Genomic DNA, 26,137 nt, shown 5'->3' on the forward strand with positions numbered 1-26,137 from the left:
TGGTCAGCCGAGGAACAGGCGGTACACCGGATTCGCGCCTTCGTCCCACCACGGATAGCCGAGCGTCGCGAGGAAACGCTCGAACTCCGCGTTGTCCGTCTGCGGCACCTGGATGCCGACCAGAATCGAGCTATAGTCCGCGCCCTGGTTACGGTAATGGAACAGGCTGATGTTCCAGTCCGGCGCCATCGACGACAGGAACTTCATCAGCGCGCCCGGCCGCTCCGGGAATTCGAAGCGCAACAGGCGTTCGTCGCGCGCGAGCGGCGAGCGGCCGCCCACCATGTAGCGGATGTGCTGCTTCGAGAGTTCATCGTGCGACAGATCCACGGTCGCGAAACCATGTTCGACGAAGGCCGTCATCATCTGCGCCGTTTCCTTGCGCGACTTGATCTGCACGCCGACGAAGATGTGCGCGGCTTTTTCGTCCGCGATGCGATAGTTGAACTCGGTCACACTCCGGGTGCCGACCAGTTCGCAGAAGCGCCTGAAACTGCCGCGCTCCTCGGGAATCGTCACGGCGAACACCGCCTCGCGCGCCTCGCCCACTTCGGCGCGTTCGGCGACGAAGCGCATGCGGTCGAAGTTCATGTTCGCGCCCGAGGTCACCGCGATCAGCGTCTTGCCCTCGATGCTTTCGCGCTCCGCATACAGCTTCGCGCCCGCCACCGCGAGCGAGCCCGCCGGTTCGAGCACCGAGCGCGTGTCCTGGAACACGTCCTTGATGGCGGCGCAGAGGGCGTCGGTGTCGACGGTGATGATGTCATCGAGCAGTTCCCGGCACAGGCGGAAGGTTTCCTCGCCGACCAGCTTCACCGCGGTGCCGTCCGAGAACAGGCCGACCTCGCTCAACGTGATGCGCTCGCCCGCCTTGACCGACTTCGCCATCGCGCAGGAATCCTCGGTCTGCACGCCGATCACCTTGATCTCCGGACGCACCGCCTTGATGTAGGCCGCCACGCCCGCCGCCAGACCGCCGCCGCCGATCGGGCAGAAGATCGCGTGGATCGGGCCCTGATGCTGGCGCAGGATTTCCATCGCGACGGTGCCTTGCCCGGCGATCACGTCGGGATCGTCGAACGGATGCACGAAGGTCAGGCCGCGTTCTTCCTGAAGCTGCACGGCGCGCGTGTAGGCGTCGCTATAGGATTCGCCCGCCAGCACGATTTCGACCGTCGGGCCGCCATGCGTGCGGATCGCGTCGATCTTGACCTGCGGCGTAGTGGTCGGCACCGCGATCACCGCGCGGCAGCCGAGCCGCGCCGCCGACAGCGCCACGCCCTGCGCATGATTGCCCGCCGAGGCCGTAATCACGCCGCGCGCGAGTTCGTCGGCGGAGAGGTTCGCCATCTTGTTATAGGCGCCGCGAATCTTGAAGGAGAACACCGGCTGGTTGTCCTCGCGCTTCAGGAACACGGCATTGCGCAGGCGCGCCGACAGATTGTTCGCGGGTTCGAGCTCGCTTTCCCGCGCGACGTCGTACACACGCGCGGTCAGCACTTTCTTCAGGTAGTCGGGATGTGTCATGCGGAAAATCGTCACGCGGCACGCATGCGTGCGGGTTTTGAGGGCGAAAGCATCCATGATAGCGCCTGTCGCGCTCGTCGCCGCACCCCCATATGTTCCGACCGTCCGGACGGTCGTGCAAAAAAGCGTCGAAAATGCCATGAACGCGTCGCGAATGTACTAGCAAAAAGCCCTTCCGCCTGCTAGCGCCCGGCAACGCGCGTCATGATCCTGGGTTAGAATTTCCTTTTACGTATCAGCAATCAGGATCGGCAGATGCACCGGCAGCTTCGGATCGATTTTCTGGCGCATGTCCCCCGCGCGTCGCACGCGGCGGCCGAGCGGCATGCGCGTCACGCGCGATCGTGGCGTTGATCCCGGGCACACCGAAGGCGTCTTGATGACGTCCGCCTCGCAGCGCGTTGCGCAGGGCGGTTCCGGCGGCCTTCGCCAAGATAAGTCTCACTCGAAAATTTGCGCCCCCACGCGCATCGCCGGCGTTCCGCTTAGCAGAGCGCCCGCCGGCACACCGAACCGTCGAACATGAACGCACCTCAAGCCTTCGATCCGAACGGCGCCCATGCCGCCTTGGCGCTCGATATTGAACCCCGTCTGCGCGAAATTCCCTATAACTACACGTCGTTTTCCGATCGTGAAATCGTGATGCGGCTCCTGGGCGACGAAGCCTGGGCCGTCCTCGACGAACTCCGCAACGAGCGCCGCACCGGCCGCTCGGCGCGCATGCTGTACGAAGTGCTCGGCGACATCTGGGTCGTGCGCCGCAATCCGTATCTCCAGGACGACCTGCTCGACAACCCGAAGCGCCGCGGCATGCTGGTCGACGCGCTGAATCACCGTCTCGCCGAAATCGAGAAGCGCCGCAGCGCGGACCTGTCCGCTCACCATGACGAAGCCGGCAGCCAGGAACGCGCCGGGCGCGTGCAGTTGCTGGTGGCCGCAGCACGCCGCGCCGTCGACGACTTCGCCGCCGAATTCGCCCGCATGGCCGACCTGCGCCGCCGCGCGTCGCGCGTGCTGGGCCGGCAGACGCAGAAGGACAACATCAAGTTCGACGGCCTGTCGCGCGTCGCGCACGTCACCGACGCCACCGACTGGCGCGTCGAGTATCCGTTCGTCGTGCTCACGCCGGACACCGAAGCCGAGATCGCCGGTCTCATCAAGGCGTGCTTCGAACTCGGGCTCACGGTGATTCCGCGCGGCGGCGGCACCGGCTACACCGGCGGCGCGATTCCGCTGACGCCGTTCTCGGCCGTCATCAACACGGAAAAGCTCGAACAGCTGGGGCCGGTCGAGATGACCAGCCTGCCGGGCGTCGAGCACAAGGTCGCGACCATTTTCTCGGGCGCGGGCGTCGTCACGCGGCGCGTGACCGAAGCGGCGGAACAGGCGGGCTTCGTGTTCGCAGTCGATCCCACTTCGCTGGACGCGTCCTGCGTCGGCGGCAATGTGGCGATGAACGCGGGCGGCAAGAAGGCGGTGCTGTGGGGCACGGCGCTGGACAATCTCGCGTGGTGGCGCATGGTCGATCCGGAAGGCAACTGGCTCGAAGTCACGCGCCTGGATCACAACTGCGGCAAGATCCACGACATCGAAGTGGCGCGTTTCCGGCTCGACTGGTTCGACGGCAATCGTGCGCCGGGCGAGAAGCTGATCCGCACCGAGAATCTCGACATTGCCGGCCGCACGTTCCGCAAGGAAGGACTCGGCAAGGACGTCACCGACAAATTCCTCGCCGGCCTGCCCGGCGTGCAGAAGGAAGGCTGCGACGGCCTCATTACGTCGGCGCGCTGGATCCTGCACAAGATGCCCGCGCACACGCGCACCGTCTGCCTCGAATTCTTTGGCCAGGCGCGCGATGCGATTCCGAGCATCGTCGAGATCAAGGACTATCTGTTCGAAACGTCGAAGCAGGGCGGCGCGATCCTCGCCGGCCTCGAGCACCTGGACGAACGCTACCTGCGCGCGGTCGGCTATGCCACCAAGAGCAAGCGCAACGCGTTCCCGAAGATGGTGCTGATCGGCGACATCGTCGGCGACGACGCCGATGCCGTTGCCGCCGCCACGTCCGAAGTCGTGCGCATGGCGAACGGCAAGAGCGGCGAAGGCTTCGTCGCGGTCAACGCCGAGGCGCGCAAGCGCTTCTGGCTCGACCGCTCGCGCACGGCCGCCATCGCCAAGCATACGAACGCGTTCAAGATCAACGAAGACGTCGTGATTCCGCTCAATCGCATGGGCGAATACACGGACGGCATCGAGCGCATCAATATCGAGCTGTCGATCAAGAACAAGCTGGAACTCGTCAATGCGCTCGAAGCGTTCTTCCGCACCGGCAAGCTGCCGCTCGGCAAGACCGACGACGCCAATGAAATCCCCAGCGCCGAGCTGCTCGAAGACCGCGTGCAACAGGCGCTGGATCTGCTGAAGCGCGTGCGCGAGCGCTGGACTTTCGTCGGCGAGCACCTCGACATGCCGCTGCGCGAGGCCCAGCACCAGTTGCTTCAGCTCGGCTACGAAGCGCTCGCGGAGAAGTTCGCGGACCGCGTCGACGTGCAACCGGATGCCAACGTGTTTCACGTCGCGCAAGACCGCACGGTGCGCATCTCGTGGAAGCAGGAGATCCGCGCCGAGTTGCGCCAGATCTTCAACGGCGGCGAATTCAAGCCGATCCTCGACGAAGCGCAAGCCATCCACAAGCAAGTGCTGCGCGGCCGTGTGTTCGTCGCGCTGCACATGCATGCCGGCGACGGCAACGTGCACACCAACATCCCCGTCAACTCCGACAACTACGCGATGCTGCAGGACGCGCATCACGCGGTGGCGCGCATCATGAAGCTGGCGCGTTCGCTCGACGGCGTGATCTCGGGCGAGCACGGCATCGGCATTACGAAGCTGGAGTTTCTGACGGAAGAGGAAATCGGCGATTTCCGCGCCTACAAGCAGCGCGTCGATCCGCACGGCCGCTTCAACAAGGGCAAGCTGTTCGACGGTGCCGATTTGCGCAACGCCTATACGCCGTCCTTCGGGCTGATGGGCTACGAGTCGCTCATCATGCAGCAGTCGGATATCGGCGCGATTTCCGAGTCCATCAAGGACTGCCTGCGCTGCGGCAAGTGCAAGCCGGTATGCGCGACCCACGTGCCGCGCGCGAACCTGCTCTACAGCCCGCGCAACAAGATTCTCGCCACGTCGCTGCTGGTCGAGGCGTTCCTGTACGAAGAGCAGACACGTCGCGGCGTGTCGATCAAGCACTGGGACGAGTTCAACGACGTCGCCGACCACTGCACCGTCTGTCACAAGTGCGTGACGCCGTGCCCGGTGAAGATCGACTTCGGCGACGTCACGATGAACATGCGCAACCTGCTGCGCAAGATGGGCAAGAAGAAGTTCAACGCGGGCAATGCGGCGGGCATGTTCTTCCTGAACGCGACCAATCCGCAGACCATCAATCTCGCGCGCACCGCGATGATGGGCGTCGGCTACAGGGCGCAGCGCCTCGGCAACGACGTGCTGAAGAAGTTCGTCAGGAAGCAGACGGCGAAGCCGCCCGCAACCGTCGGCAAGCCGCCGGTCGTCACGCAGGTGATCCACTTCGTCAACAAGAAGATGCCGGGCAACTTGCCGAAGAAGACGGCGCGCGCGCTGCTGGATATCGAGGACAACAAGATCGTCCCGATCATCCGCAATCCGCAGACAACCACGGTCGATTCCGAAGCGGTGTTCTACTTCCCGGGCTGCGGCTCGGAGCGGCTGTTCTCGCAGGTCGGCCTCGCCACGCAGGCCATGCTGTGGGAAGCGGGCGTACAGACCGTGCTGCCGCCGGGCTATCTGTGCTGCGGCTATCCGCAACGCGGTTCCGGCCAGTTCGACAAGGCCGAGAAGATCGTCACCGACAATCGCGTCCTGTTCCACCGCGTCGCGAATACGCTGAACTATCTCGACATCAAGACCGTGGTGGTATCGTGCGGCACCTGCTACGACCAGCTCGCGGGCTATGAATTCGAGAAGATCTTCCCGGGCTGCCGGATCATCGACATTCACGAGTTCCTGCTCGAGAAGAACATCAAGCTCGACGGCGTGAGCGGCACGCGCTACATGTATCACGACCCGTGTCACTCGCCGATCAAGACCATGGATCCGGTCAAGCTGGTCAACCAGCTGATGGGTTCCGAGAACGACGGCTACAAGATCGAGAAGAATGACCGCTGCTGCGGCGAGTCGGGCACGCTCGCGGTGACGCGGCCGGACGTCTCCACGCAGGTGCGCTTCCGCAAGGAAGAAGAGATCCGCAAGGGCGCGGCCAAGCTGCGCGGCATTCCGCTCGTCGCGGAAGCGGGCGCGAACGCGATCAACATCGCGAACGCGTCGGCGGGTGCAGCGGGCGCGCAGCCCGGCTCCGTGCTCAAGGCCGGCGACGGCCCGCAGCCGGTCAACGGCGCCGCGCCGCAGGACGTCAAGATCCTGACGAGCTGCCCGTCGTGCCTGCAAGGCTTGTCGCGCTACAACGAGGACGCCAACGTCGAGGCGGACTATATCGTCGTGGAAATCGCGCGCAAGGTGCTCGGCGAGAACTGGATGGAACAGTACGTCGAACGCGCGAACAATGGCGGTATCGAGCGCGTGCTGGTGTAATAGCGACATCGAGGACGATTCGCCAGAGGTTCGAGATGGACTGTGTGTTTTGCCGTGAAGACGGCGGCGAAGTACTGTGGCAGGACGGCGCGTTGCGCGTCGTCCTTGCCGATGAGCCCGACTGGCCCGGCCTGTGCCGCGTGATCTGGGGGGCGCATGTCGCCGAGATGTCGGATTTGCCGGACCCGGATCGCGTGCGTGTGATGGCCGCCGTGAATGGCGTCGAGCGCGTGATGCGCCGCGTGCTGGTGCCCGAGAAGATCAATCTCGCGAGCCTCGGCAACCAGGTGCCGCATGTTCACTGGCACGTCATCCCGCGCTTCTCCAACGACTCGCGCTTTCCGCTGCCGATCTGGGCGCCGCGCCAGCGCACCGTGTCCGAATCGCAGCTGTCGAAGCGGCGCGCGCAGGCAACGCTCCTGCGCGAGCAGGTACGCAACGAACTGAACCAGCAGTTTGGTCATCCATAAGACGAGATCATGAGCGGACTCACTTCAACGACGCCGATTCCCACCGGCGTCGTCGTGCATTCGAAATCACACGTGCTGGAACTGCAATACGTCGACGCGTCGTATCGTGTGCCGTTCGAGCTGCTGCGCGTGTATTCGCCATCGGCGGAAGTGCAGGGCCACGGGCCGGGACAGGAAACGCTGCAGACCGGCAAGCGCGAGGTGACGATCATCGGCATCGATCCGGTTGGGCACTACGCGCTGCAACTCAATTTTTCAGACGGCCACAACACGGGTATCTACTCCTGGGACATCCTTCATGATCTCGCGACGCGCCAGGACGAACACTGGCGCGACTATCTGGCGAGACTGGAGGCGGCGGGCGTCGACCGCGACACGCCGATGGCCGTCAAGACCTCCGGTGGCGGCCATTGCCACTGAAATCAGTCGATATGCAGCTGCGGCATATCGCCGCGCACCCGGCGCGGCAATTGCGCGGCTTGGAAAGAACAACAGGTGAGGAAAGAGCGCGATGAGCAAGACCCACTTCGGATACGAAACGGTCGACGAGCAGGACAAGGCGAAGAAAGTGGCGGGCGTGTTTCACTCTGTCGCGAGCAACTACGACTTGATGAACGACCTGATGTCCGGCGGACTGCATCGGATCTGGAAGCATTTCACGATCGGGCAGGCGAAGGTGCGGCCGGGCTACAAGGTGCTGGACATCGCGGGCGGGACCGGCGACCTGGCGATGGCGTTTGCCCGACAAGCCGGCGAAACGGGTGAAGTCTGGCACACGGACATCAACGAATCGATGCTGCGTGTGGGCCGGGATCGCCTGGTGGACAAGGGCGTCATGACGCCAACGCTGCTGTGCGATGCCGAGAAGATTCCGTTCCCGGACAATTATTTCAACATCATTACTGTTGCCTTCGGTCTTCGTAACATGACCCACAAGGACCGCGCGCTCGCCGAGATGACGCGCGTGCTGAAGCCGGGCGGGCGCTTGCTGGTGCTGGAATTCTCGAAGGTGTGGGATCCGCTCAAAAAGCCGTACGATCTATACAGTTTCAAGATTTTGCCTTGGCTGGGCGAGAAAGTGGCCAAGGACGCGGAGAGCTATCGGTACCTGGCAGAGTCCATCCGGATGCATCCCGACCAGGAAACTTTGAAAACAATGATGGAACAAGCGGGCTTGGATCGAGTCGAATATTACAATTTGTCAGGTGGCGTGGTAGCGTTACACGTCGGGACCAAATTTTAGTGTTCCACTCTTCAAAGGATTCGAAATGTCCGATTCGCGCATACCCCAACCCCGGGGTTTCCTGAACGTCTTCTTCAGGAAGGCCGGAATACTGGCGCTCGCTGGCGTTATTGCGGCCGGCGCACTCTTCGCGGAAACGGCGGACGCCAAGCGCATGGGCGGCGGCCGCAGCATGGGCCGTCAGTCGGCCACCGCCACGCAGCAACATCAGGCGACGCCGCCGTCGCAATCCATGCAGCAGGGCCAGGCCGCGCAGGCACAACGGGCGCAACCCGCGCCCGCCACGCCGGCCGCCGCCGCGCAACCGGCGCGCAACCGCTGGCTCGGACCCATCGCCGGTCTGGCGGCGGGTCTCGGCATCGCGGCGCTCCTGTCGCATTTCGGCCTGGGCGAAGCCTTCGCCGGCGCCATGGCGAACATGATCATCATCGCGCTCATCGTGCTGGCCGCGGTCATGCTGTTCCGCTTCATCATGCGCAAGCGTCAGGGCGCCCAGGGCGGCAACACGCCGGCTTACGCCGGTGCAGGCTCGTCCTCGGGTTCGCCGTACGGCGCAAGCGCGCGCACGGGTCTGGACCCGGCGCCGGCGCAAGTGCCGCAGCAATCGGGCGGTTACGGCGCGACGTACATCGAATCGGCGCCGCAGCAGCAAGCGGTCAATCCGAACGTGCCGGCGGGCTTCGATACCGAAGCGTTCGTGCGTAACGCAAAGGTCTACTTCGTGCGCCTGCAGGACGCCTGGGATCGTGGCAACACGAACGACATCCGCGAATTCACCACGCCCGAAATGTTCGCGGAAGTGAAGCTCGACGTCGAAGCGCGCGGCAGTGCGCCGAATCGTACCGATGTCGTGCAGCTCAACGCCGACGTCCTCGGCGTGGAAGACCGCCCGCAGGAATATCTGGCGAGCGTGCGCTTCCATGGTCTGATTCGCGAGTCGGAAGGATCGGCGGCCGAGCCATTTGTCGAGGTGTGGAACCTGTCCAAGCAGAAGTCCGGCAACGAAGGCTGGCTGCTGGCCGGCATCCAGCAGGTCAGCTGAGCGCCACCGCGCGCCGGACGCGTCCAGCGCGTCGCGGCGCCGGCGCACCCGCCGGAAACCGGCAAGCGTCAGTGTGATCGCCGGTGGCGGCGGTAGAATATGAACCCGCGCGAGAAGCGTCTCGCGCGGGTTTTTTCATCTCACAGCCGATGACGAACGCAGACGAATTCGCCCGTCCCGCAGCAAACCCTGCCTTGAAGACCGCCTCCGGCGCATTCGCGGCCGCCGTGAATCATCTGCTCGTGCGCGAGCCGTGGGCGCTCGAGCGCCTGAAACCCTATGCCGCCAAACGCGTGAAACTGTCGTGCGCGCCGGTTTCCATCGCCCTCTTGGTGCAACCGGACGGCCTCTTCGCCGCGACCACCGAAGCCGAAGCCGCCCAGTTCGACGTCACCATCGCCGTGCCGCTCGACGCGCTGCCGGCCTTCGTGCAGGGCGGCCAGGCGGCCGTGATGAAGCATGTGCGGATCGAGGGCGACGCCGAATTCGCCACCACGCTGGCGAAACTTGCCGAACATCTGCGCTGGGATCCGGAGGAAGACCTGGCGCGCGTGATCGGCGACGCGCCCGCGCATCGGCTGGGCATCGTCGCGCGGTCGGTGCAGGAGCAGGCGCAGCGCACCGGGCGCAACCTGCTGGACACCTTCAGCGAATTTTTCCTCGACGAACGTCCGCAGCTCGTGCGTCGCAGCGCGCTCGCGGCCTTCGACGCCGAGTTGTCGCAAGCGCGCGATGCGCTGGCGCGTGTGGAGAAGCGCATCGAAAGAATCGAACGTGCCGGCGTGAACGCAGGCGAACCCAAGCATCCGGCAAGCGGCGCTTCAGCGCGACCCGGCGGCGAGTCAGTGCGCGACTCGCACGAATAACGAGCTGAAGCGAATCCGAACCATGCGTTTTCTGCGTTTTCTCAAGATATTTTTCACGATCGTCCGCTTCGGGCTCGACGAGCTCGTCATGAGTGGCATCAACGATCGTCGCGTGCGCTACCTGATGCGCATCACGACGTTCGGCCGCCGTTTCGATATCGAACGCGGCATCCGCCTGCGTCTCGCGCTGGAAAGTCTCGGGCCGATTTTCGTGAAGTTCGGCCAGGTGCTCTCGACGCGCCGCGATCTGCTGCCCGTCGATGTTGCCGACGAACTCGCCAAGCTCCAGGATCAGGTGCCGCCGTTCGATTCGGCGCTCGCGGTGGCGATCATCGAGAAATCGCTCGGCGCGCCCATCGACGCGTTGTTCGACGATTTCGAGCGCGTGCCGGTGGCGAGCGCGTCGATTGCGCAGGTTCATTTTGCCAAGATCAAAAATGGCGAGCACGCGGGCAAGGCGGTGGCGGTGAAGGTGCTGCGCCCGGGCATGTTGCCGGTGATCGATTCGGACCTCGCGTTGCTGCGTGACGTCGCGATCTGGGCCGAACGGCTGTGGCCGGACGGCCGGCGCCTGAAGCCGCGCGAGGTGGTGGCCGAGTTCGACAAATACCTGCACGACGAGCTCGACCTGATGCGCGAGGCCGCCAACGGCAGCCAGTTGCGCCGCAATTTCCAGGGCCTCGATCTGCTGCTGGTGCCGGAAATGTACTGGGACCTGTCCGCGCCGACCGTGCTGGTCATGGAGCGCATGGTCGGCGTGCCGATCAGCCAGGTCGAGACGCTGCGCGCGGCGGGCGTGGACATTCCGAAGCTGGCGCGCGAAGGCGTCGAGATCTTTTTCACGCAGGTGTTCCGTGACGGCTTCTTTCACGCCGACATGCATCCGGGCAACATCCAGGTGAGCCTCGATCCGGCAACGTTCGGCCGCTATATCGCGCTGGATTTTGGCATCGTCGGGGCGCTGTCGGACTTCGACAAGAATTACCTCGCGCAGAACTTCCTCGCGTTCTTCAAGCGCGATTACCACCGCGTCGCCACGCTGCACCTCGAGTCCGGGTGGGTGCCGCCGAGCACGCGCGTCGAGGAGCTGGAGAGCGCGATCCGCGCCGTCTGCGAACCGTATTTCGATCGCGCGCTGAAGGACATCTCGCTCGGCCAGGTGCTGATGCGGCTGTTCTCCACCTCGCGCCGCTTCAACGTCGAAATCCAGCCGCAGCTCGTGCTGCTGCAAAAGACGATGCTGAATGTCGAAGGGCTCGGGCGTTCGCTCGACCCGGAACTCGACCTGTGGAAAACCGCCAAGCCGTATCTGGAACGCTGGATGAACGAGCAGATCGGCTGGCGCGGCTGGTACGAGCGCCTGCAGATGGAGGCGCCGCAGTGGAGCAAGACGATTCCGCAACTGCCCCGCCTGATCCATCATCTGCTGGCGGAACATCACGACGCGCCCAAGGGCGGCAATGAAGAAACGATGCGCCAGCTGCTGGCCGAGCAGAAGCGCACCAATCGTCTGCTGATGACGCTTCTGGGCGTCGGACTGATCGCGATTGCGGGTGCGGGCATCGTGATCGCGCAAATGTTGTGGCTCGGCCATCCCTGATCGATTCTCCGGCGCACCCTTTTCAGCGAGCCCCCAACATGAGCGATCCGACCCAGCCCGCCGTCCCGGACTTCGACAACCGCGATCCGAATTCGCCCGGTTTCTGGGACGAGCGTTTCGCCGAGCGCTTCATGCCGTGGGACCAGTCCGGCGTCCCTGAGGCGTTCAAGACTTTCGTCGCGGCGCGCGATGCGCAGAACGTGCTGATTCCGGGCTGCGGCAGCGCGTATGAAGTGCTGTACCTCGCGGAACGCGGCTGGCCGGTCCGGGCGATCGATTTCGCACCGGGCGCGGTCGAGGCCGCGCGCAAGCAACTTGGCGCGCACGCGGCGGTGGTGGAACAGGCGGACTTCTTCGCGTATCAGCCGCCATTTGCCATCGACTGGATGTACGAGCGCGCCTTTCTCTGTGCCTTGCCGCGCGATCGCTGGCGGGATTACGCCGAACGGATGGCAACGCTGCTGACGCCCGGTGCGCTGCTCGCCGGCTTCTTCTTCATTGGCGCGACGCCGAAAGGGCCGCCGTTCGGCATCGAGCGCGGCGATCTGGATGCGCTGCTTTCGCCGCACTTCGAGCTGATCGAGGAGCGCGAGGTCGGCGACTCGATTCCCGTATTCGCGGGCCGCGAACGCTGGATGACCTGGCGGCGTTCCTGATCCTCGCCCCTTGAATTCACCGTAACGGCCCAGACCTATGAGCCAGTTCACGTCGCGTCCCGGGTTCCTGAAAATCGCGGGGCAATATTGGTTTGCGGCTATAATTCAAGGCTTTGCAAGCGTCGAAAGATCATTGTAGGAACAGTGCCATGCCGATTTACGCCTACCGCTGCGCAGACTGCGGCCACGAAAAAGATGTGTTGCGCAAACTGAGCGATCCGCCGCTCACGCAATGTCCCGCGTGCGGAAAGGAATCGTTTTCGAAACAAGTGACTGCCGCCGGTTTCCAGCTGAAGGGCTCGGGCTGGTACGTCACCGATTTCCGCGGCGGAAACAGCAACGGCAATGGCAATAACGGCAAGGCCGGCAACGCTGAATCGAACGCTGCGGGTGCGAACGGATCGGATGCTGCGGCGTCGAAAGCGGAAGGCGGCACGGTATCCGGCGGCGGCACGACGGCTCCGGCGAGCGCCGCTCCGGCATCGGAAGCGGCCAAGCCTGCGGCGGGCACGTCCGCTTCGTCGGGCAGCGCCGCCTGAGAACGCTACCTGATAACGCTACCTGAGAACGCCGTCTGCACCGCCCGAGCGGCCCGAACGGCCCGAACCTGATGGGCCTTGCAGTGACCTCGCCGAGCGCGCTCCATCGGGCGCGGCTCGCCCGCCAAGCCGAATCTCCCCTGTTTTCGAGAGCCGGCGCAGCCTTCGCCCCGTGTAAATGACGACGAAAAAGACTACGCTGAAATCCGTGTTCCTCACCGGCCTCCTGGTGCTGGTCCCGCTCGCCATTACGCTCTGGGTGCTGGGCCTCGTCATCGGCACCATGGACCAGACGCTGTTGCTGCTGCCGCAGGCCTGGCAGCCGGAGCGCATCGTCGGGTTCCATCTGCCGGGCGTGGGCGCGGTGCTGACGCTGGCCTTCATCTTCATCGTCGGGCTGCTGACGCAGAACTTCGTCGGGCAGAAGCTCGTCGGATGGTGGGACGCGGTCCTGCGGCACATTCCCGTGGTCGGCCCGCTGTACACCAGCGTGAAGCAGGTGTCGGACACGCTGCTGTCGTCGAGCGGCAATGCGTTCCGCAAGGCGCTGCTGATCGAGTATCCGCGCAAGGGCTCGTACACCATCGGTTTTCTTACCGGGATTCCGGGCGGCGACGTGCTGAATCATCTCGATGAAGAACACGTGAGCGTCTATGTCCCGACCACGCCGAACCCGACATCCGGCTTCTTCCTGATGATGCCGAAAAGCGAGGTCGTCGAACTGGACATGACTGTCGACGCCGCACTGAAGTACATCGTCTCGATGGGCGTGGTGGCCCCCGCGCCGAGCGCGTCGGCGCAGGTAGCGCCAGCCCGCCGCCCCACCGAGCCGCCGATGTAATGCCGGCGCGCGCGTCCCGTGAGTCCGCCGAGCGAAAGAGCGAGACCCGAACGCGCGAGCCGTTGATCAACGAACAACGAAAGACACAACATCATGTCGATGCGATCTGAATACTGCGGTCTGGTGACCGAGGCCCGTCTGGGTCAAACCGTCTCGCTGTGCGGCTGGGTGCATCGCCGTCGCGATCACGGCGGCGTTATCTTCATCGACTTGCGCGATCGCGAAGGGCTCGTCCAGGTCGTCTGCGACCCGGACCGCGCCGACATGTTCAAGGTCGCCGAAGGCGTGCGCAACGAGTTCTGCGTGCAGGTCAAGGGCGTCGTGCGCAACCGTCCCGAGGGCACGGTCAACGCGAACCTGACGAGCGGCAAGATCGAAGTGCTGTGTCATGAGCTGACGGTGCTGAACGCGTCGGTGACGCCGCCGTTCCAGCTCGATGACGACAATTTGTCGGAAACCACGCGCCTCACGCATCGCGTGCTCGACCTGCGCCGTCCGCAGATGCAGAAGAACCTGCGCCTGCGCTATCGCGTCGCGATGGAAGTGCGCAAGTATCTCGACGAGCAAGGCTTCATCGACATCGAAACGCCGATGCTCACCAAGAGCACGCCGGAAGGCGCACGCGACTACCTGGTGCCGTCGCGCGTGAACGCGGGCCAGTTCTTCGCCCTGCCGCAGTCGCCGCAGCTGTTCAAGCAGCTGCTGATGGTCGCCAACTTCGACCGTTACTACCAGATCACCAAGTGCTTCCGCGACGAAGACCTGCGCGCCGACCGTCAGCCGGAATTCACGCAGATCGATTGCGAAACGTCGTTCCTTTCGGAACAGGAAATCCGCGATCTGTTCGAGAACATGATCCGCCACGTCTTCAAGGAGACGATGGACGTCGCGCTGCCGGAGCAGTTCCCGGTCATGCTGTACTCGGAAGCGATGCGCCGCTTCGGCTCGGACAAGCCCGACCTGCGTGTGAAGCTCGAATTCGCGGACCTCACGGATGCCGTGAAGGACGTGGATTTCAAGGTGTTCAGCATGCCGGCCAACTCGAAGGACGGCCGCGTCGCGGCGCTGCGCGTGCCGAAGGGCGGCGAGCTGTCGCGTGGCGATATCGACGGTTATACGGAGTTCGTGCGCATCTACGGCGCGAAGGGTCTCGCGTGGATCAAGGTCAACGACACGACGCGTGGCCGCGACGGCCTGCAAAGCCCGATCGTCAAGAACCTGCATGACGCGGCGCTGGCCGCCATCATGGAGCGCACGGGCGCGCAGGACGGCGACATCATTTTCTTCGCGGCGGATCGCGCGAAGGTCGTGAACGACAGCCTCGGCGCGCTGCGCCTGAAGATCGGTCATTCGGAATTCGGCCGCACGACGGGCCTGCTCGAAACCGGCTGGAAGCCGCTGTGGGTCATCGACTTCCCGATGTTCGAATACGACGAGGAAGAGAACCGCTACGTGGCCGCGCATCACCCGTTCACGAGCCCGAAGGACGAGCATCTCGAGTATCTGGAAACGGATCCGGGCCGCTGCCTTGCGAAGGCCTACGACATGGTGCTGAACGGCTGGGAAATCGGCGGCGGTTCGGTGCGGATCTTCCAGGAAGACGTGCAGAGCAAGGTGTTCCGCGCGCTGAAGATCAGCGCTGAAGAAGCGCGCCTGAAGTTCGGCTTCCTGCTCGACGCGCTGCAGTACGGCGCGCCGCCGCATGGCGGTATCGCGTTCGGTCTGGATCGTGTGGTCACGCTGATGTCCGGCGCCGATTCGATCCGCGACACCATCGCCTTCCCGAAGACGCAGCGCGCGCAGGATCTGCTCACGCAGGCGCCGAGCGAAGTCGACGAGCGCCAGCTGCGCGAGTTGCACATCCGTCTGCGTCAGCCCGAGCAGAAGACGCACTAAGCACATCGGCTTGTCGGTGTGATGAAAAAGGCGCTCAATGCGCCTTTTTCGCTTTTTGCGTTACAGTCTTTGGGCCAAAGACAAAACAGAGCAACACGCGTTCACACCGACATGCAGAAGCCGCCCAAAATCCCCGAATCCGTGTTGGTCGTCATTCATACACCGGAGCTCGATGTGCTCGTCATCGAGCGCGCGGATCACAAGGGTTTCTGGCAATCGGTGACGGGCTCGAAGGACCGCATCGACGAACCGATCGCGGAGACCGCCGCGCGCGAAGTGGCGGAAGAGACGGGCATCGTGATCGGTGGAAGTCTCGTGCCGGAGCAGGCGCTGCTCGACTGGCATCACAGCATCCAGTACGACATCTATCCGCAGTGGCGGCATCGCTATGCGGACGGTGTCGTGCGCAACACCGAGCATCAGTTCAGCCTGCTCGTGCCGCATTGTCTCGAAGTGATCCTCGCCCCGCGCGAACACACCGCGCACCGCTGGCTGCCATTGCGCGAGGCCGCCGACGCCTGCTTCTCGTGGTCGAACCGGGAAGCGATCCTGCAATTGCCCGAACGCCTCGCGGCGCATAACCGATGATCGGCATGCGTCCCACGCGCAGTTTCAAACGGCTGCGCCAGGCCATGTTCTCCGGCCGTCGTCCGCCGCGCTTCTGCTTCACCGCCGGCAACCACGTGCGCATCTTCAAGGGCGGCGTGCAGTTCTTTCCGGCGCTGATCGAACGGATCGATGCGGCGCGCCAGTCGGTCTCGCTCGAAACCTACATCTTCGCCAACGACGACATGGGCCGCGCCGTGTCCGACGCGCTCATCCGCGCCGCGGACCGCGGCGTCAAGGTGCGCGTGATCACGGACGGCATCGGCACCGAAAGCAAGCTGCCGATGTTCACGCTGTGGCAGGAACGGAGCGTCGAGCATCGCATCTACAACCCGCATCTGCTGTTCGGGCCGCAGGGCTGGTCGCGTACCCATCGCAAGCTCGCGCTGATCGACGACACCTACGCGTATTGCGGCGGCATCAACATCGTCGACGATTACGACCAGAACGGCACGCAACTGGAACGTCCGCGCTGGGACTTCGCGATGGAAGCGCAAGGGCCGGTGGTGAAGGACGTGCGCGAGGCCTTCGAGACGCAATGGCAGCGTATCCGGCTCGGCGTGAAGCCGCCGCAAAAGGAAACGCCGCCGGGCTGCGAACCCGAGGCGCAGCCGACCCGCTGGAGCGCGAAGCGCGCGATGGTGGCGCGCCGGCGGGCGCGTCTCGGCGAAATCCACGCGGTGGACCGGCCATGCGTGGCGTTCGTCGCGCGCGACAACCTGCTGAACCGGCGCGCCATCGAAAAGGCTTATCTGCGCGCCATCGCCCATGCCGAACGCGAAGTGTTGCTTGCGAATCCTTATTTCATGCCGGGCCGCCGGCTGCGCCGCGCGCTCGTGTATGCGGCCAGGCGCGGCGTGCGCGTGTCGCTGGTGATCGGGCGCAAGGAATTCGTCGCGCTGGACTACGCAACGCCGTTTCTCTACGGCAATCTGCTGAAGCACGGCGTGCGGATCGCCGAATACGAGAAGACCATGCTCCATGGCAAGGTGGCCGTGGTCGATGCGGACTGGGCGACCATCGGCTCATCCAATCTCGATGCGCTCTCGCTCGTGCTCAACAACGAGGCCAACATGGTGCTCGTCAATCATCCTGAAATTGCCGGATTGCACGATGCCATTCTGAAAGCCTTCGATGAAGGCCGGCGCATCGATGAAAAGCATTATGTGGCGCGTCCCGTTACGGAGCGGGTGCTTAATTGGTTTGCGTATAACACGTATCGTCTGATGATGAAGGTCATCACCATTGGGCAGTACGATTAATCTGTCATTTCGCAACGATTGCGCAAGAATAACCATTTTAGACACGCGCACGTGGCTCCCACGAACTGGGAAGTCGGGCAGTCACTTACAGGCAGTCCGTAATTAAAACGCGACAATGTGCGCGGGCAATGTTGAGACTTATCCTAAAGACATTGTTCGACTATTTTTAGATACGCGTTTCTAAAAAATTGCTTGTTTCACCTTGGTCCGGCCATAATAATAGAACGGCCGTTCGATTTCACGGGTCACATAAGAACGGTAGGGACATCATGCGAAAAGGCGAACAGACGCGGGCCGCGATTCTCGACGCAGCGCTGGACTTGGCAAGTCGGGACGGTCTGGAAGGGCTGACCATCGGCCTTCTGGCCGAGCGGATGCAGATGAGCAAGAGCGGTGTGTTTGCGCATTTCGGGTCGCGCGAGGATTTGCAGGTGGAGGTGGTGCGCGAGTACCACCGGCGCTTCGAGGACGAGGTGTTCTTTCCGAGCCTGCGCGAAGCACGCGGCCTGCCGCGCTTGCGCGCGATGATGAATCGCTGGATGGAGAAGCGCATCCAGGAAGTGACCACGGGTTGTATCTATATCAGCGGGGCGGTCGAGTACGACGACCGCGCCGCGAGCGCGGTGCGCGAGCAGCTGGTGCACAGCGTGAGCATGTGGCGCGAGGCGTTGCTGCGCGCGATCCGCCAGTCGAAGGACGAGGGGCATCTGAAAGCGGAGACTGATCCGCAGCTGATGCTTTTCGAGCTGTACAGCTTTACGCTCGGCCTGCATCACGACGCGCGCTTCCTGCATCTTCCGGAAGCCGTGCAACTGACGCGGGACGCGCTGGAAAAGACGATCGTCTCGTATCAGTTGCCGCGTACGGCCGTCGAAACCGGCGTGTCGCCGGTCGCGAATGGGACGGTCAATCTGACTTCGCAACATACCGACACGCGTTAGCGGCGCCGCCCAAAAGTCACAGGCTGGAGCGGTCAGGCGGCGCGCAACGAGAAGCCTGGAAACCTGGAGAGACTCATGGGACAGTACGCCGCCCCCCTTCGCGACATGCAATTCGTCCTGCACGAGGTGCTGAACGTCGAAGCCGAACTGAAAAGCATGCCCAGCCATGCGGACCTCGACGCCGACACCATCAACCAGGTGCTCGAGGAAGCCGGCAAGTTCTGTTCGGAAGTGGTGTTTCCGCTCAACCAGAGCGGCGATCGCGAAGGCTGCACCTACGAGGGCGACGGCGTCGTGAAGACGCCGTCCGGCTTCAAGGAAGCTTACCGGCAGTATGTGGAGGCCGGCTGGCCGGCACTGGGCTGCGATCCCGAGTACGGCGGCCAGGGCCTGCCCGCGTTCGTCAATAACGCGCTCTACGAGATGCTCAACTCCGCGAATCAGGCCTGGACGATGTACCCAGGCCTGTCGCACGGCGCGTATGAATGCCTGCACGCGCACGGCACGCCGGAGCAGAAATCGGTGTATCTGGCGAAGCTCGTCTCGGGCGTGTGGACCGGCACGATGTGCCTGACCGAACCGCAATGCGGAACGGACCTCGGCATTCTGCGCACGAAGGCCGAGCCGAACGCCGACGGCTCCTACGCCCTCACCGGCACGAAGATCTTCATTTCGAGCGGCGAGCACGACATGGCCGAGAACATCGTCCATCTGGTGCTGGCGCGTCTGCCGGGCGCGCCGACGGGCACCAAGGGCATCTCGCTCTTCATCGTGCCGAAGTTCGTGCCGGATGCGCACGGCGCGCCGGGCGCACGCAACGGCATCAAGTGCGGCTCGATCGAGCACAAGATGGGCATTCACGGCAACGCGACCTGCGTGATGAATCTCGACGGCGCGCATGGCTGGCTCGTCGGAGAAGCAAACAAAGGCTTGAACGCGATGTTCGTGATGATGAACGCCGCGCGTCTGGGTGTCGGCATGCAGGGGCTCGGTCTCACCGAAGTCGCGTATCAGAACTCGCTCGTGTACGCGAGGGAGCGTCTGCAGATGCGCTCGCTGACCGGGCCGAAGGCGCCGGACAAGCCCGCCGATCCGATCATCGTGCATCCCGACGTGCGCCGCATGCTGCTCACGCAAAAGGCCTATGCCGAAGCGGGCCGCGCGTTCAGCTACTGGGCGGCGCTGAACATCGACAAGGAGCTCTCCCATTCGGACGAAGCCGTGCGCCGCGAGGCCGCGGATTTCGTCGCGCTGCTGACGCCGGTCATCAAGGCCTTCCTGACCGACAACGCCTTCGAAGGCACGAACATGGGCATGCAGATCTACGGCGGCCACGGCTTCATTTCCGAGTGGGGCATGGAGCAATACGTGCGAGACGCGCGCATCAACATGATCTACGAGGGCACGAATTCGATCCAGGCGCTGGACCTGCTGGGCCGCAAGATCTTGGGCGACATGGGCGCGAAGCTCAAGCGCTTCGGCAAGCTGGTGGCGGACTTCGTCGAGCAGGAAGGCGTGAAGCCGGAGATGCAGGAGTTCATCAACCCGCTCGCGGATATCGGCGAGAAGGTGCAGAAGCTGACGATGGAAATCGGCATGAAGGCGATGCAGAACCCCGACGAAGTGGGCGCGGCCGCGGTGCCGTATCTGCGCACGGTCGGCCATCTGGTGTTCTCGTACTTCTGGGCGCGCATGGCGCGCGTCGCGCTGGACAACGCCGCATCAGGCGATGCCTTCTACAAGGCCAAGCTCGCCACTGCGCGCTTCTATTTCGCCAAGCTCCTGCCGGAAACGGCTTCGACCATCCGCGCCGCGCGCGCCGGCGCCAAGCCGATGATGGACTACGACGAAGCGCTGTTCTGAGCGAGTCTCACGCACGCTGCGAGATCCATGATGGAACGCGGCGTGCGCCACGCCTTTCATTTCGAAGCAAACCCGTAATCCCGGAGGCTTACCCGTGAGCACCCTCAACATTCGCAAAGTCGCCGTGCTCGGCGCGGGCGTGATGGGCGCGCAGATTGCCGCGCACCTGATCAACGCGCGCGTGCCCGTCCTGCTCTTCGATCTTCCCGCGAAGGAAGGCCCGAAGAACGGCATTGCACTGAAGGCCATCGAGAACCTGAAGAAGCTGTCGCCGGCGCCGTTCGGCATCAAGGAAGACGCGCACTACATCGAGCCGGCGAATTACGACGACGACATCGCCAAGCTCGCCGAATGCGATCTCGTGATCGAGGCGATTGCCGAGCGCATGGACTGGAAGCACGATCTCTACAAGAAGGTGTCGCCGCACATCGCGCCGCACGCGATCTTCGCGAGCAACACCTCGGGCCTGTCGATCACGGCACTGTCGGAGGGCTTTTCGGACGAGCTGAAGGCGCGCTTCTGCGGCGTGCATTTCTTCAATCCGCCGCGCTACATGCATCTGGTTGAACTGATCCCGACCGCGGCGACGCAACCCGTCATTCTCGACCAGCTCGAAACCTTCCTGACGAGCGTGATCGGCAAGGGCGTGGTGCGCGCGAAGGACACGCCCAATTTCATTGCGAACCGCGTCGGCGTGTTTTCGATTCTCGCGGTAATCGCGGAAGCGGAGAAGTTCGGCCTGCGTTTCGACGAAGTCGACGATCTCACCGGCGCGCGTCTGGGCCGCGCCAAGTCGGCGACCTTCCGCACGGCGGATGTCGTCGGGCTCGACACCATGGCGCACGTCATCAAGACGATGCAGGACAACCTGCCGGACGACCCGTTCTTCTCCGTCTACAAGACGCCGCCCGTGCTGGAAGCGCTGGTCAAGAACGGCGCGCTGGGCCAGAAGACGGGCTCGGGTTTCTATCGCAAGGAAGGCAAGTCGATCAAGGTGCTCGATCCGAAGACGGCGCAATACGTCGAGGGCGGCGCAAAGGCCGACGAACTGATCGGCCGCATTCTCAAGCGTCCGCCCGCCGAGCGCTTCAAGCTGCTGCGCGAGACCGACAACAAACAGGCGCAATTCCTGTGGGCGATCTTCCGCGACGTGTTCCACTACATCGCGGTGCATCTGGAATCGATCGCGGACAACGCGCGCGACGTCGATCTCGCCATCCGCTGGGGCTTCGGCTGGAACCAGGGGCCGTTCGAAAGCTGGCAGGCAGCGGGCTGGCAACAGGTCGCGCGCTGGGTGCAGGAAGACATCGACGCGGGCAAGGCGCTCTCGAACGCGCCGCTGCCGGCATGGGTGCTCGACGGTCCCGTCGCGGAGAAGGGCGTGCATTCGGACGAAGGATCGTGGTCGCCCGCTGAACGCCGCTTCGTGCCGCGCTCCACTCTGCCGGTCTACGGCAAGCAGGTGTTCCGCGCGCCGCTGGTCGGCGAGACCGGCGCGGATCCGAAGACCTCCGGCAAGACGCTGTTCGAAACCGAAAGCGTGCGCGCATGGCTCGACCGCGAGCAGGGCGACATCGTGATCGTCTCGTTCAAGACGAAGATGAACACGATCGGGCCGGGTGTGATCGACGGCCTCACGCAGGCCATCGAACTCGCCGAGAAGGAGTATCGCGGCGTGGTGATCTGGCAGCCGACCTCGCTGCAACTCGGCACGCCGGGCGGCCCGTTCTCGGCGGGCGCGAATCTCGAAGAGGCGATGCCCGCGTTCATGATGGGCGGCGCCAAGGGCATCGAGCCATTCGTCGCGAAGTTCCAGCAAGGGATGCTGCGCGTGAAGTACGCGAACGTGCCGGTCGTGTCGGCCGTGTCCGGTCTCGCGCTGGGCGGCGGCTGCGAGCTGCTGTTGCAGTCGGCGAAGCGCGTGGCGCACGTCGAAAGCTATATCGGGCTGGTTGAAGTGGGCGTCGGCCTGGTGCCGGCGGGCGGCGGCCTGAAGGAAGCGGCGTTGCGCGCGGCGGAGGCAGCGGCCGCCGTCAATGCCACCAGCGACCTGCTCAAGTTCCTGCAGAAGCCGTTCGAGAACGCGGCGATGGCGAAAGTCTCGTCCTCCGCCTTCGATGCCCGCGCGATGGGCTACCTGAAGCCCACCGACACCATCGTCTTCAACGTCCACGAACTGCTCGACATCGCGAAGAACGAAGCGCGCGCGTTGAGCGATGCCGGCTACCGGCCGCCGCTGCGCGTGAAGCAGGTGCCGGTGGCGGGCCGCTCGGCGATCGCGACGATCAAGGCGTCGCTCGTCAACATGCGCGACGGCCGCTTCATCAGCGACCACGACTATCTGATCGCGAGCCGCATCGCGGAAGCGGTGTGCGGCGGGGAAGTGGAGGCGGGCAGTCTCGTCGACGAGGAATGGCTCCTCGCGCTGGAGCGCCGCGCCTTCGTCGAGCTGCTCGGCACGCAGAAGACGCAGGAGCGGATCATGGGCATGTTGCAGACCGGCAAGCCGGTCCGCAACTGACGCGCGCGACATAGCGACATACAGGAGCTGCACACAATGAGCAAACAACTGCAAGACGCATACATCGTCGCCGCGAGCCGCACGCCGATCGGCAAGGCGCCGCGCGGCGTGTTCAGGAACACGCGCCCGGACGAGTTGCTGGTCCACGCGATCAGGAACGCCGTCGCGCAAGCGCCCGGACTCGACACCAGCGTGATCGAGGACGCCATCATCGGTTGCGCGATTCCCGAGGCCGAGCAGGGCCTCAACGTGGCGCGCATGGGCGCGTTGCTGGCGGGCCTGCCGAACACGGTCGGCGGCGTCACGGTGAACCGCTTCTGCGCGTCGGGCCTGACGGCGCTCGCCATGGCAGCCGACCGCATTCGTGTCGGCGAGGCCGATGCGATGATCGCGGGCGGTTGCGAATCGATGAGCATGGTGCCGATGATGGGCAACAAGCCTTCGCTGTCGCCGCATATCTTCGAGCGCAATGAGGACGTCGGCATCGCGTACGGCATGGGCCTGACGGCGGAGAAGGTCGCGGAGCGCTGGAAGGTGAGCCGCGAGGCGCAGGACGCGTTCGCGGCGGAGTCGCATCGGCGCGCGCTGGCCGCGCAGCAGGCAGGCGAATTCGCCGACGAGATCGCCGCCTATACGCTCAACGAGCGCTTTCCGGATCTCGCCTCGGGTCAGGTGCGCACCAACACGCGCGAGATCGCCCTCGACGAAGGTCCGCGTGCCGAGACCTCGGTGGAAGGACTCGGCAAGCTGCGTCCCGTGTTCGCCAATAAAGGCTCGGTCACGGCCGGCAACAGTTCGCAGACGTCGGACGGCGCGGGCGCGTTGATCGTCGTGTCGGAGAAGATCCTGAAGCAGTTCAACCTGACGCCGCTGGCGCGCTTCGTCAGCTTCGCCGTGCGCGGCGTGCCGCCGGAGATCATGGGCATCGGGCCGAAGGAAGCGATTCCGGCCGCGCTGAAGGCCGCGGGCCTGAAGCAGGACGATCTCGACTGGATCGAGCTGAACGAGGCCTTCGCGGCGCAGGCGCTCGCGGTGATCGGCGATCTCGGTCTCGATACCGCGAAAGTCAATCCGCTCGGCGGCGCGATCGCGCTGGGCCATCCGCTCGGCGCGACCGGCGCAATTCGCGCGGCGACCGTCGTGCACGGCCTGCGCCGGCGCAACCTGAAGTACGGCATGGTGACGATGTGCGTCGGCACCGGCATGGGCGCGGCGGGGATCATCGAACGGCTTTGACGCGAACGGTGCGCGAGCCGGCGTTCTGCAACGGCTCGCGCGCCGGTACAAGGAGGCAGCGCATGGAGATTCAGATCGAACGCGCGGACGGCGTGCTGAGCATCGTGCTCAATCGTCCGGACAAGAAGAACGCGATCACCGCGCCGATGTATCAGGAAATGGCCGACGGCCTGTACGAAGCCGAGATGGACCCGACCGTGCGCGCGGCGCTGATTCGCGCGAACGGCGGCGTCTTCAGCGCGGGCAACGATCTCGACGACTTCCTGAACGATCCGCCCAAGGGCCTCGATGCGCCCGTGTTTCAGTTCCTGCGGCGTCTGAGCGGCTTTCCCAAGCCGCTGGTTGCGGCGGTGGGCGGCACGGCGGTGGGCATCGGCACGACGATGCTGCTGCATTGCGATCTCGTCTACGCCAGTCCGGACGCGAAGTTCTCGCTGCCGTTCGCGCAGCTCGGCTTGTGTCCGGAAGCGGCGTCGAGCCTGCTGTTGCCACGTGTGGCGGGTTATCAGCGCGCGGCGGAAAAGCTGCTGCTGGGCGAGGCGTTCGACGTGAACGAGGCGATCGCCATGGGCTTCGTGAACGGCGCGCTCGATGCCGCGCAACTCGATTCCTACGCCTTCGAAAAGGCTCGGCGGCTCGCGTTGCTGCCGGCGTCGTCGCTGCGTGTGACCAAGTCGCTGATGAAGGGTGCGCAGTCCGGCGAAGTGACCGCGCGCATGGCGGACGAGGCCGCGCACTTCGCCCGCATGCTGGCTGCGCCCGAGGCACGCGAGGCCTTCCAGGCGTTCTTCGAGAAGCGCAAGCCGGACTTCAGCAAGTTCGAGTGAGCCGTTTCACTCGACGTCGTATTCGACGAAGCTGTTCTCGCGCGCGAAGCTGACGAGCCGCAAGCCCGCCTGTTTCGCGATGGCGATGGCCAGTGACGTTGGCGCGGAGATGGTCGCGATCATCGGCACGCCGACGCGCGCCGACTTGCGTACGAGCTCGTAGCTCGCGCGGCTCGACAGGAACACGAAGCCTTGCGTCGTGTCCTGACGTTGCAGGACCAGATGGCCGATGAGCTTGTCGAGCGCGTTGTGACGGCCGACGTCCTCGAACGCGCAGCGGATCGCGCCCGTTTCATCGCACCACGCGGCGGCGTGCAGGCCGCCCGTCAGCTTCGACAGCACCTGATGCGCGGACAGGTCGCGCGCCGCGCGTTCGATGGCATCCGGCGCGAGACGCGCGAGAAAACCAGTGTCCGGCACGCGTTCGGGCTGCAGATCCAGCAACTCGATGCTTTCGATCCCGCACACGCCGCAGCCGGTCCGGCCGGCCATGGCGCGGCGCTTGTCCTTCAGCGCCATGAACGACTGCTGCACTACTTGCAGCTGCACTTCGGCATGCGGCAGCACGTCGCCGTGATCGTGAAACGTGACTTCGATGTCGTGAATGTCGCTGCCGCGTTCGATGATGCCCTCGGTCAGCGAGAATCCCACGGCGAACGCTTCGAGATCGCGCGGGGTACACATCATGACCGCGTGCGAGATGCCGTTGTACACCAGCGCGACCGGCCATTCCTGGCCGACCTGATCGGCCGCCACCGAGCTTGCGCCCGCGCGATGCCTGCGCACCGGACGCTTGACGAAGCCAGGTTGATCGTCGGTTTCGAGTTGACTCACTTTTACTGCTCCTGACCACTTCTTCGAGTAAAGTCGGGTATGCGACTTGCTGCTTCATTGTGCTGTGCGCGCGTTTTAAACATGTGCCCAGCGGCTCGTTTGCAACGGTTCCAGCCAGATCCAAGGCCCTACAATAACTTAAGGCGGCACTGCGCGTCGCGCACGCCCTCAATCCAACGAGGCTTGTTATGGGACTTTATGACGCCGCGCGACTCTTTGGATTCGAAGTCGAATCTTCAGAGAATCTGCGCTTCATTCCGCTTGCCGTGCGCTTCAATCTCGATCGCTTCGGCATGCGCATCACGCTCGACGAGTGGCAGCAGCTTCCGTATGACGATCGCGTATTGCTTGCGCGCTTTCCCATCGAAGACGAAGCCGAAGTCGAGAAGAACTTCGACCTCGCGCTCGAAGAGATGATGAAGACGCATGCGAACACCGCACCCGAGAAGATCGAGCGCGATCCGGATCCGGTCTGGGCTCACGCCGATGCCGTGCCCGAGACCGTCATCCGTCAAAGCAGCCTGTGCGGCGTGAGCGCGCCGAGTCTTTCCCATTGGGGCAAACTCGACCGTTTCCAGCGCTACGCGCTGGCGAAACTCTCGCGCAACACGGACAAGGTCAATCACGACTTCCTGCCGGCCATGCGCGAGTTCGGCCTCCTGGAATGACGAGCAGTGCTCGCAAACGTTTTGCTGACGCATTGATCATATTATTCGGCAACAAGCCCTAAATACGGGG

The 26,137-nt window shown here is 64.2% G+C and carries 21 protein-coding genes; 19 read left to right on the plus strand and 2 right to left on the minus strand.

Translation table 11 applies throughout. From position 1 onward, the window contains the following. Window positions 1-3 precede the first annotated feature (3 nt). Window positions 4-1,527, minus strand: a complete 1,524-nt coding sequence (gene ilvA / locus QCE62_RS01795) for a threonine ammonia-lyase, biosynthetic (protein WP_309919540.1) — start codon at window positions 1,525-1,527, stop codon at window positions 4-6. Between the two features lie 522 nt (window positions 1,528-2,049). Here ilvA and QCE62_RS01800 point away from each other — a divergent pair. The 18 genes from QCE62_RS01800 to QCE62_RS01885 all read left to right on the plus strand — a co-directional run bounded on the left by QCE62_RS01800 (window position 2,050) and on the right by QCE62_RS01885 (window position 24,565). After that, window positions 2,050-6,156, plus strand: a complete 4,107-nt coding sequence (locus QCE62_RS01800) for an FAD/FMN-binding oxidoreductase (protein WP_309913627.1) — start codon at window positions 2,050-2,052, stop codon at window positions 6,154-6,156. Between the two features lie 35 nt (window positions 6,157-6,191). Further along, window positions 6,192-6,626, plus strand: a complete 435-nt coding sequence (locus tag QCE62_RS01805) for an HIT family protein (RefSeq protein ID WP_309807165.1) — start codon at window positions 6,192-6,194, stop codon at window positions 6,624-6,626. 9 nt (window positions 6,627-6,635) lie between these two features. Continuing rightward, window positions 6,636-7,046, plus strand: coding sequence for a DUF971 domain-containing protein (locus QCE62_RS01810; RefSeq protein WP_309913630.1), 411 nt, complete (start codon window positions 6,636-6,638; stop codon window positions 7,044-7,046). Window positions 7,047-7,137: 91 nt separating this feature from the next. Next, window positions 7,138-7,869 (plus strand): bifunctional demethylmenaquinone methyltransferase/2-methoxy-6-polyprenyl-1,4-benzoquinol methylase UbiE, encoded by a 732-nt coding sequence (gene ubiE / locus QCE62_RS01815; RefSeq protein ID WP_309913633.1) that lies wholly within the window; start codon window positions 7,138-7,140, stop codon window positions 7,867-7,869. A 25-nt stretch (window positions 7,870-7,894) separates the two neighbouring features. Next, complete coding sequence (locus QCE62_RS01820) at window positions 7,895-8,911, plus strand: Tim44-like domain-containing protein (RefSeq protein WP_309913636.1); 1,017 nt, start codon at window positions 7,895-7,897, stop codon at window positions 8,909-8,911. Window positions 8,912-9,060: 149 nt separating this feature from the next. After that, on the plus strand, window positions 9,061-9,777 hold the full coding sequence (locus QCE62_RS01825; RefSeq protein WP_409017769.1) for an SCP2 domain-containing protein: 717 nt from the start codon (window positions 9,061-9,063) through the stop codon (window positions 9,775-9,777). A 22-nt stretch (window positions 9,778-9,799) separates the two neighbouring features. Beyond that, on the plus strand, window positions 9,800-11,377 hold the full coding sequence (gene ubiB, locus QCE62_RS01830; RefSeq protein WP_309913640.1) for a ubiquinone biosynthesis regulatory protein kinase UbiB: 1,578 nt from the start codon (window positions 9,800-9,802) through the stop codon (window positions 11,375-11,377). A gap of 38 nt (window positions 11,378-11,415) precedes the next feature. Continuing rightward, window positions 11,416-12,033, plus strand: a complete 618-nt coding sequence (locus QCE62_RS01835; RefSeq protein WP_309913643.1) for a methyltransferase domain-containing protein — start codon at window positions 11,416-11,418, stop codon at window positions 12,031-12,033. Between the two features lie 149 nt (window positions 12,034-12,182). Then, a complete protein-coding gene (locus QCE62_RS01840; RefSeq protein ID WP_309919542.1) occupies window positions 12,183-12,572 on the plus strand; it encodes a zinc ribbon domain-containing protein in 390 nt (129 codons plus the stop codon). 178 nt (window positions 12,573-12,750) lie between these two features. Then, on the plus strand, window positions 12,751-13,413 hold the full coding sequence (locus QCE62_RS01845) for a DUF502 domain-containing protein (protein WP_309913646.1): 663 nt from the start codon (window positions 12,751-12,753) through the stop codon (window positions 13,411-13,413). 93 nt (window positions 13,414-13,506) lie between these two features. Continuing rightward, the gene (aspS, locus tag QCE62_RS01850) at window positions 13,507-15,309 is read left to right on the plus strand and encodes an aspartate--tRNA ligase (protein WP_309913649.1); all 1,803 of its coding nucleotides are present in this window, start codon (window positions 13,507-13,509) and stop codon (window positions 15,307-15,309) included. A 111-nt stretch (window positions 15,310-15,420) separates the two neighbouring features. After that, window positions 15,421-15,897 (plus strand): dihydroneopterin triphosphate diphosphatase, encoded by a 477-nt coding sequence (gene nudB, locus QCE62_RS01855; RefSeq protein WP_309913654.1) that lies wholly within the window; start codon window positions 15,421-15,423, stop codon window positions 15,895-15,897. A 44-nt stretch (window positions 15,898-15,941) separates the two neighbouring features. Beyond that, window positions 15,942-17,177, plus strand: a complete 1,236-nt coding sequence (locus QCE62_RS01860; RefSeq protein WP_309811364.1) for a phospholipase D-like domain-containing protein — start codon at window positions 15,942-15,944, stop codon at window positions 17,175-17,177. Between the two features lie 269 nt (window positions 17,178-17,446). Further along, a complete protein-coding gene (locus QCE62_RS01865) occupies window positions 17,447-18,118 on the plus strand; it encodes a TetR/AcrR family transcriptional regulator (RefSeq protein ID WP_309913656.1) in 672 nt (223 codons plus the stop codon). A gap of 75 nt (window positions 18,119-18,193) precedes the next feature. Further along, window positions 18,194-19,981, plus strand: coding sequence for an acyl-CoA dehydrogenase C-terminal domain-containing protein (locus QCE62_RS01870; RefSeq protein WP_309913659.1), 1,788 nt, complete (start codon window positions 18,194-18,196; stop codon window positions 19,979-19,981). A gap of 94 nt (window positions 19,982-20,075) precedes the next feature. Then, the gene (locus QCE62_RS01875; protein WP_309913662.1) at window positions 20,076-22,502 is read left to right on the plus strand and encodes a 3-hydroxyacyl-CoA dehydrogenase/enoyl-CoA hydratase family protein; all 2,427 of its coding nucleotides are present in this window, start codon (window positions 20,076-20,078) and stop codon (window positions 22,500-22,502) included. Window positions 22,503-22,538: 36 nt separating this feature from the next. After that, window positions 22,539-23,738, plus strand: coding sequence for an acetyl-CoA C-acyltransferase (locus QCE62_RS01880; protein ID WP_309913665.1), 1,200 nt, complete (start codon window positions 22,539-22,541; stop codon window positions 23,736-23,738). A gap of 62 nt (window positions 23,739-23,800) precedes the next feature. After that, window positions 23,801-24,565 carry an enoyl-CoA hydratase gene (locus QCE62_RS01885; RefSeq protein ID WP_309913668.1) on the plus strand — a complete coding sequence of 255 codons (765 nt, stop codon included), beginning with the start codon at window positions 23,801-23,803 and terminating at the stop codon, window positions 24,563-24,565. A 6-nt stretch (window positions 24,566-24,571) separates the two neighbouring features. Here the strand turns inward: QCE62_RS01885 and fdhD are convergent, their stop codons facing one another. Further along, entirely contained in the window at window positions 24,572-25,399 is an 828-nt protein-coding gene (gene fdhD, locus QCE62_RS01890; RefSeq protein ID WP_309913671.1) for a formate dehydrogenase accessory sulfurtransferase FdhD, read from the minus strand. Between the two features lie 188 nt (window positions 25,400-25,587). Between fdhD and QCE62_RS01895 the strand changes: the two genes are divergently transcribed. Further along, window positions 25,588-26,067: a nitrate reductase associated protein gene (locus QCE62_RS01895; RefSeq protein WP_309913675.1), complete on the plus strand. Its 480-nt coding sequence runs from the start codon at window positions 25,588-25,590 to the stop codon at window positions 26,065-26,067. Window positions 26,068-26,137: the final 70 nt, after the last annotated feature.

It is taken from the genome of Caballeronia sp. LZ033 (assembly GCF_031451265.1).
Lineage (GTDB): Bacteria > Pseudomonadota > Gammaproteobacteria > Burkholderiales > Burkholderiaceae > Caballeronia.

Coding starts and splice junctions, on each gene's coding strand:
- QCE62_RS01800 (WP_309913627.1), top strand. CDS start 2,050: ATGAACGCACCTCAAGCCTTCGATCCGAACGGCGCCCATGCCGCCTTG.
- QCE62_RS01870 (WP_309913659.1), top strand. CDS start 18,194: ATGGGACAGTACGCCGCCCCCCTTCGCGACATGCAATTCGTCCTGCAC.
- nudB (WP_309913654.1), top strand. CDS start 15,421: ATGCAGAAGCCGCCCAAAATCCCCGAATCCGTGTTGGTCGTCATTCAT.
- QCE62_RS01825 (WP_409017769.1), top strand. CDS start 9,061: ATGACGAACGCAGACGAATTCGCCCGTCCCGCAGCAAACCCTGCCTTG.
- ilvA (WP_309919540.1), bottom strand. CDS start 1,527: ATGACACATCCCGACTACCTGAAGAAAGTGCTGACCGCGCGTGTGTAC.
- QCE62_RS01845 (WP_309913646.1), top strand. CDS start 12,751: ATGACGACGAAAAAGACTACGCTGAAATCCGTGTTCCTCACCGGCCTC.
- aspS (WP_309913649.1), top strand. CDS start 13,507: ATGTCGATGCGATCTGAATACTGCGGTCTGGTGACCGAGGCCCGTCTG.
- ubiE (WP_309913633.1), top strand. CDS start 7,138: ATGAGCAAGACCCACTTCGGATACGAAACGGTCGACGAGCAGGACAAG.
- ubiB (WP_309913640.1), top strand. CDS start 9,800: ATGCGTTTTCTGCGTTTTCTCAAGATATTTTTCACGATCGTCCGCTTC.
- QCE62_RS01865 (WP_309913656.1), top strand. CDS start 17,447: ATGCGAAAAGGCGAACAGACGCGGGCCGCGATTCTCGACGCAGCGCTG.
- QCE62_RS01880 (WP_309913665.1), top strand. CDS start 22,539: ATGAGCAAACAACTGCAAGACGCATACATCGTCGCCGCGAGCCGCACG.
- QCE62_RS01820 (WP_309913636.1), top strand. CDS start 7,895: ATGTCCGATTCGCGCATACCCCAACCCCGGGGTTTCCTGAACGTCTTC.
- QCE62_RS01895 (WP_309913675.1), top strand. CDS start 25,588: ATGGGACTTTATGACGCCGCGCGACTCTTTGGATTCGAAGTCGAATCT.
- QCE62_RS01840 (WP_309919542.1), top strand. CDS start 12,183: ATGCCGATTTACGCCTACCGCTGCGCAGACTGCGGCCACGAAAAAGAT.
- QCE62_RS01805 (WP_309807165.1), top strand. CDS start 6,192: ATGGACTGTGTGTTTTGCCGTGAAGACGGCGGCGAAGTACTGTGGCAG.
- QCE62_RS01885 (WP_309913668.1), top strand. CDS start 23,801: ATGGAGATTCAGATCGAACGCGCGGACGGCGTGCTGAGCATCGTGCTC.
- QCE62_RS01810 (WP_309913630.1), top strand. CDS start 6,636: ATGAGCGGACTCACTTCAACGACGCCGATTCCCACCGGCGTCGTCGTG.
- QCE62_RS01860 (WP_309811364.1), top strand. CDS start 15,942: ATGTTCTCCGGCCGTCGTCCGCCGCGCTTCTGCTTCACCGCCGGCAAC.
- QCE62_RS01835 (WP_309913643.1), top strand. CDS start 11,416: ATGAGCGATCCGACCCAGCCCGCCGTCCCGGACTTCGACAACCGCGAT.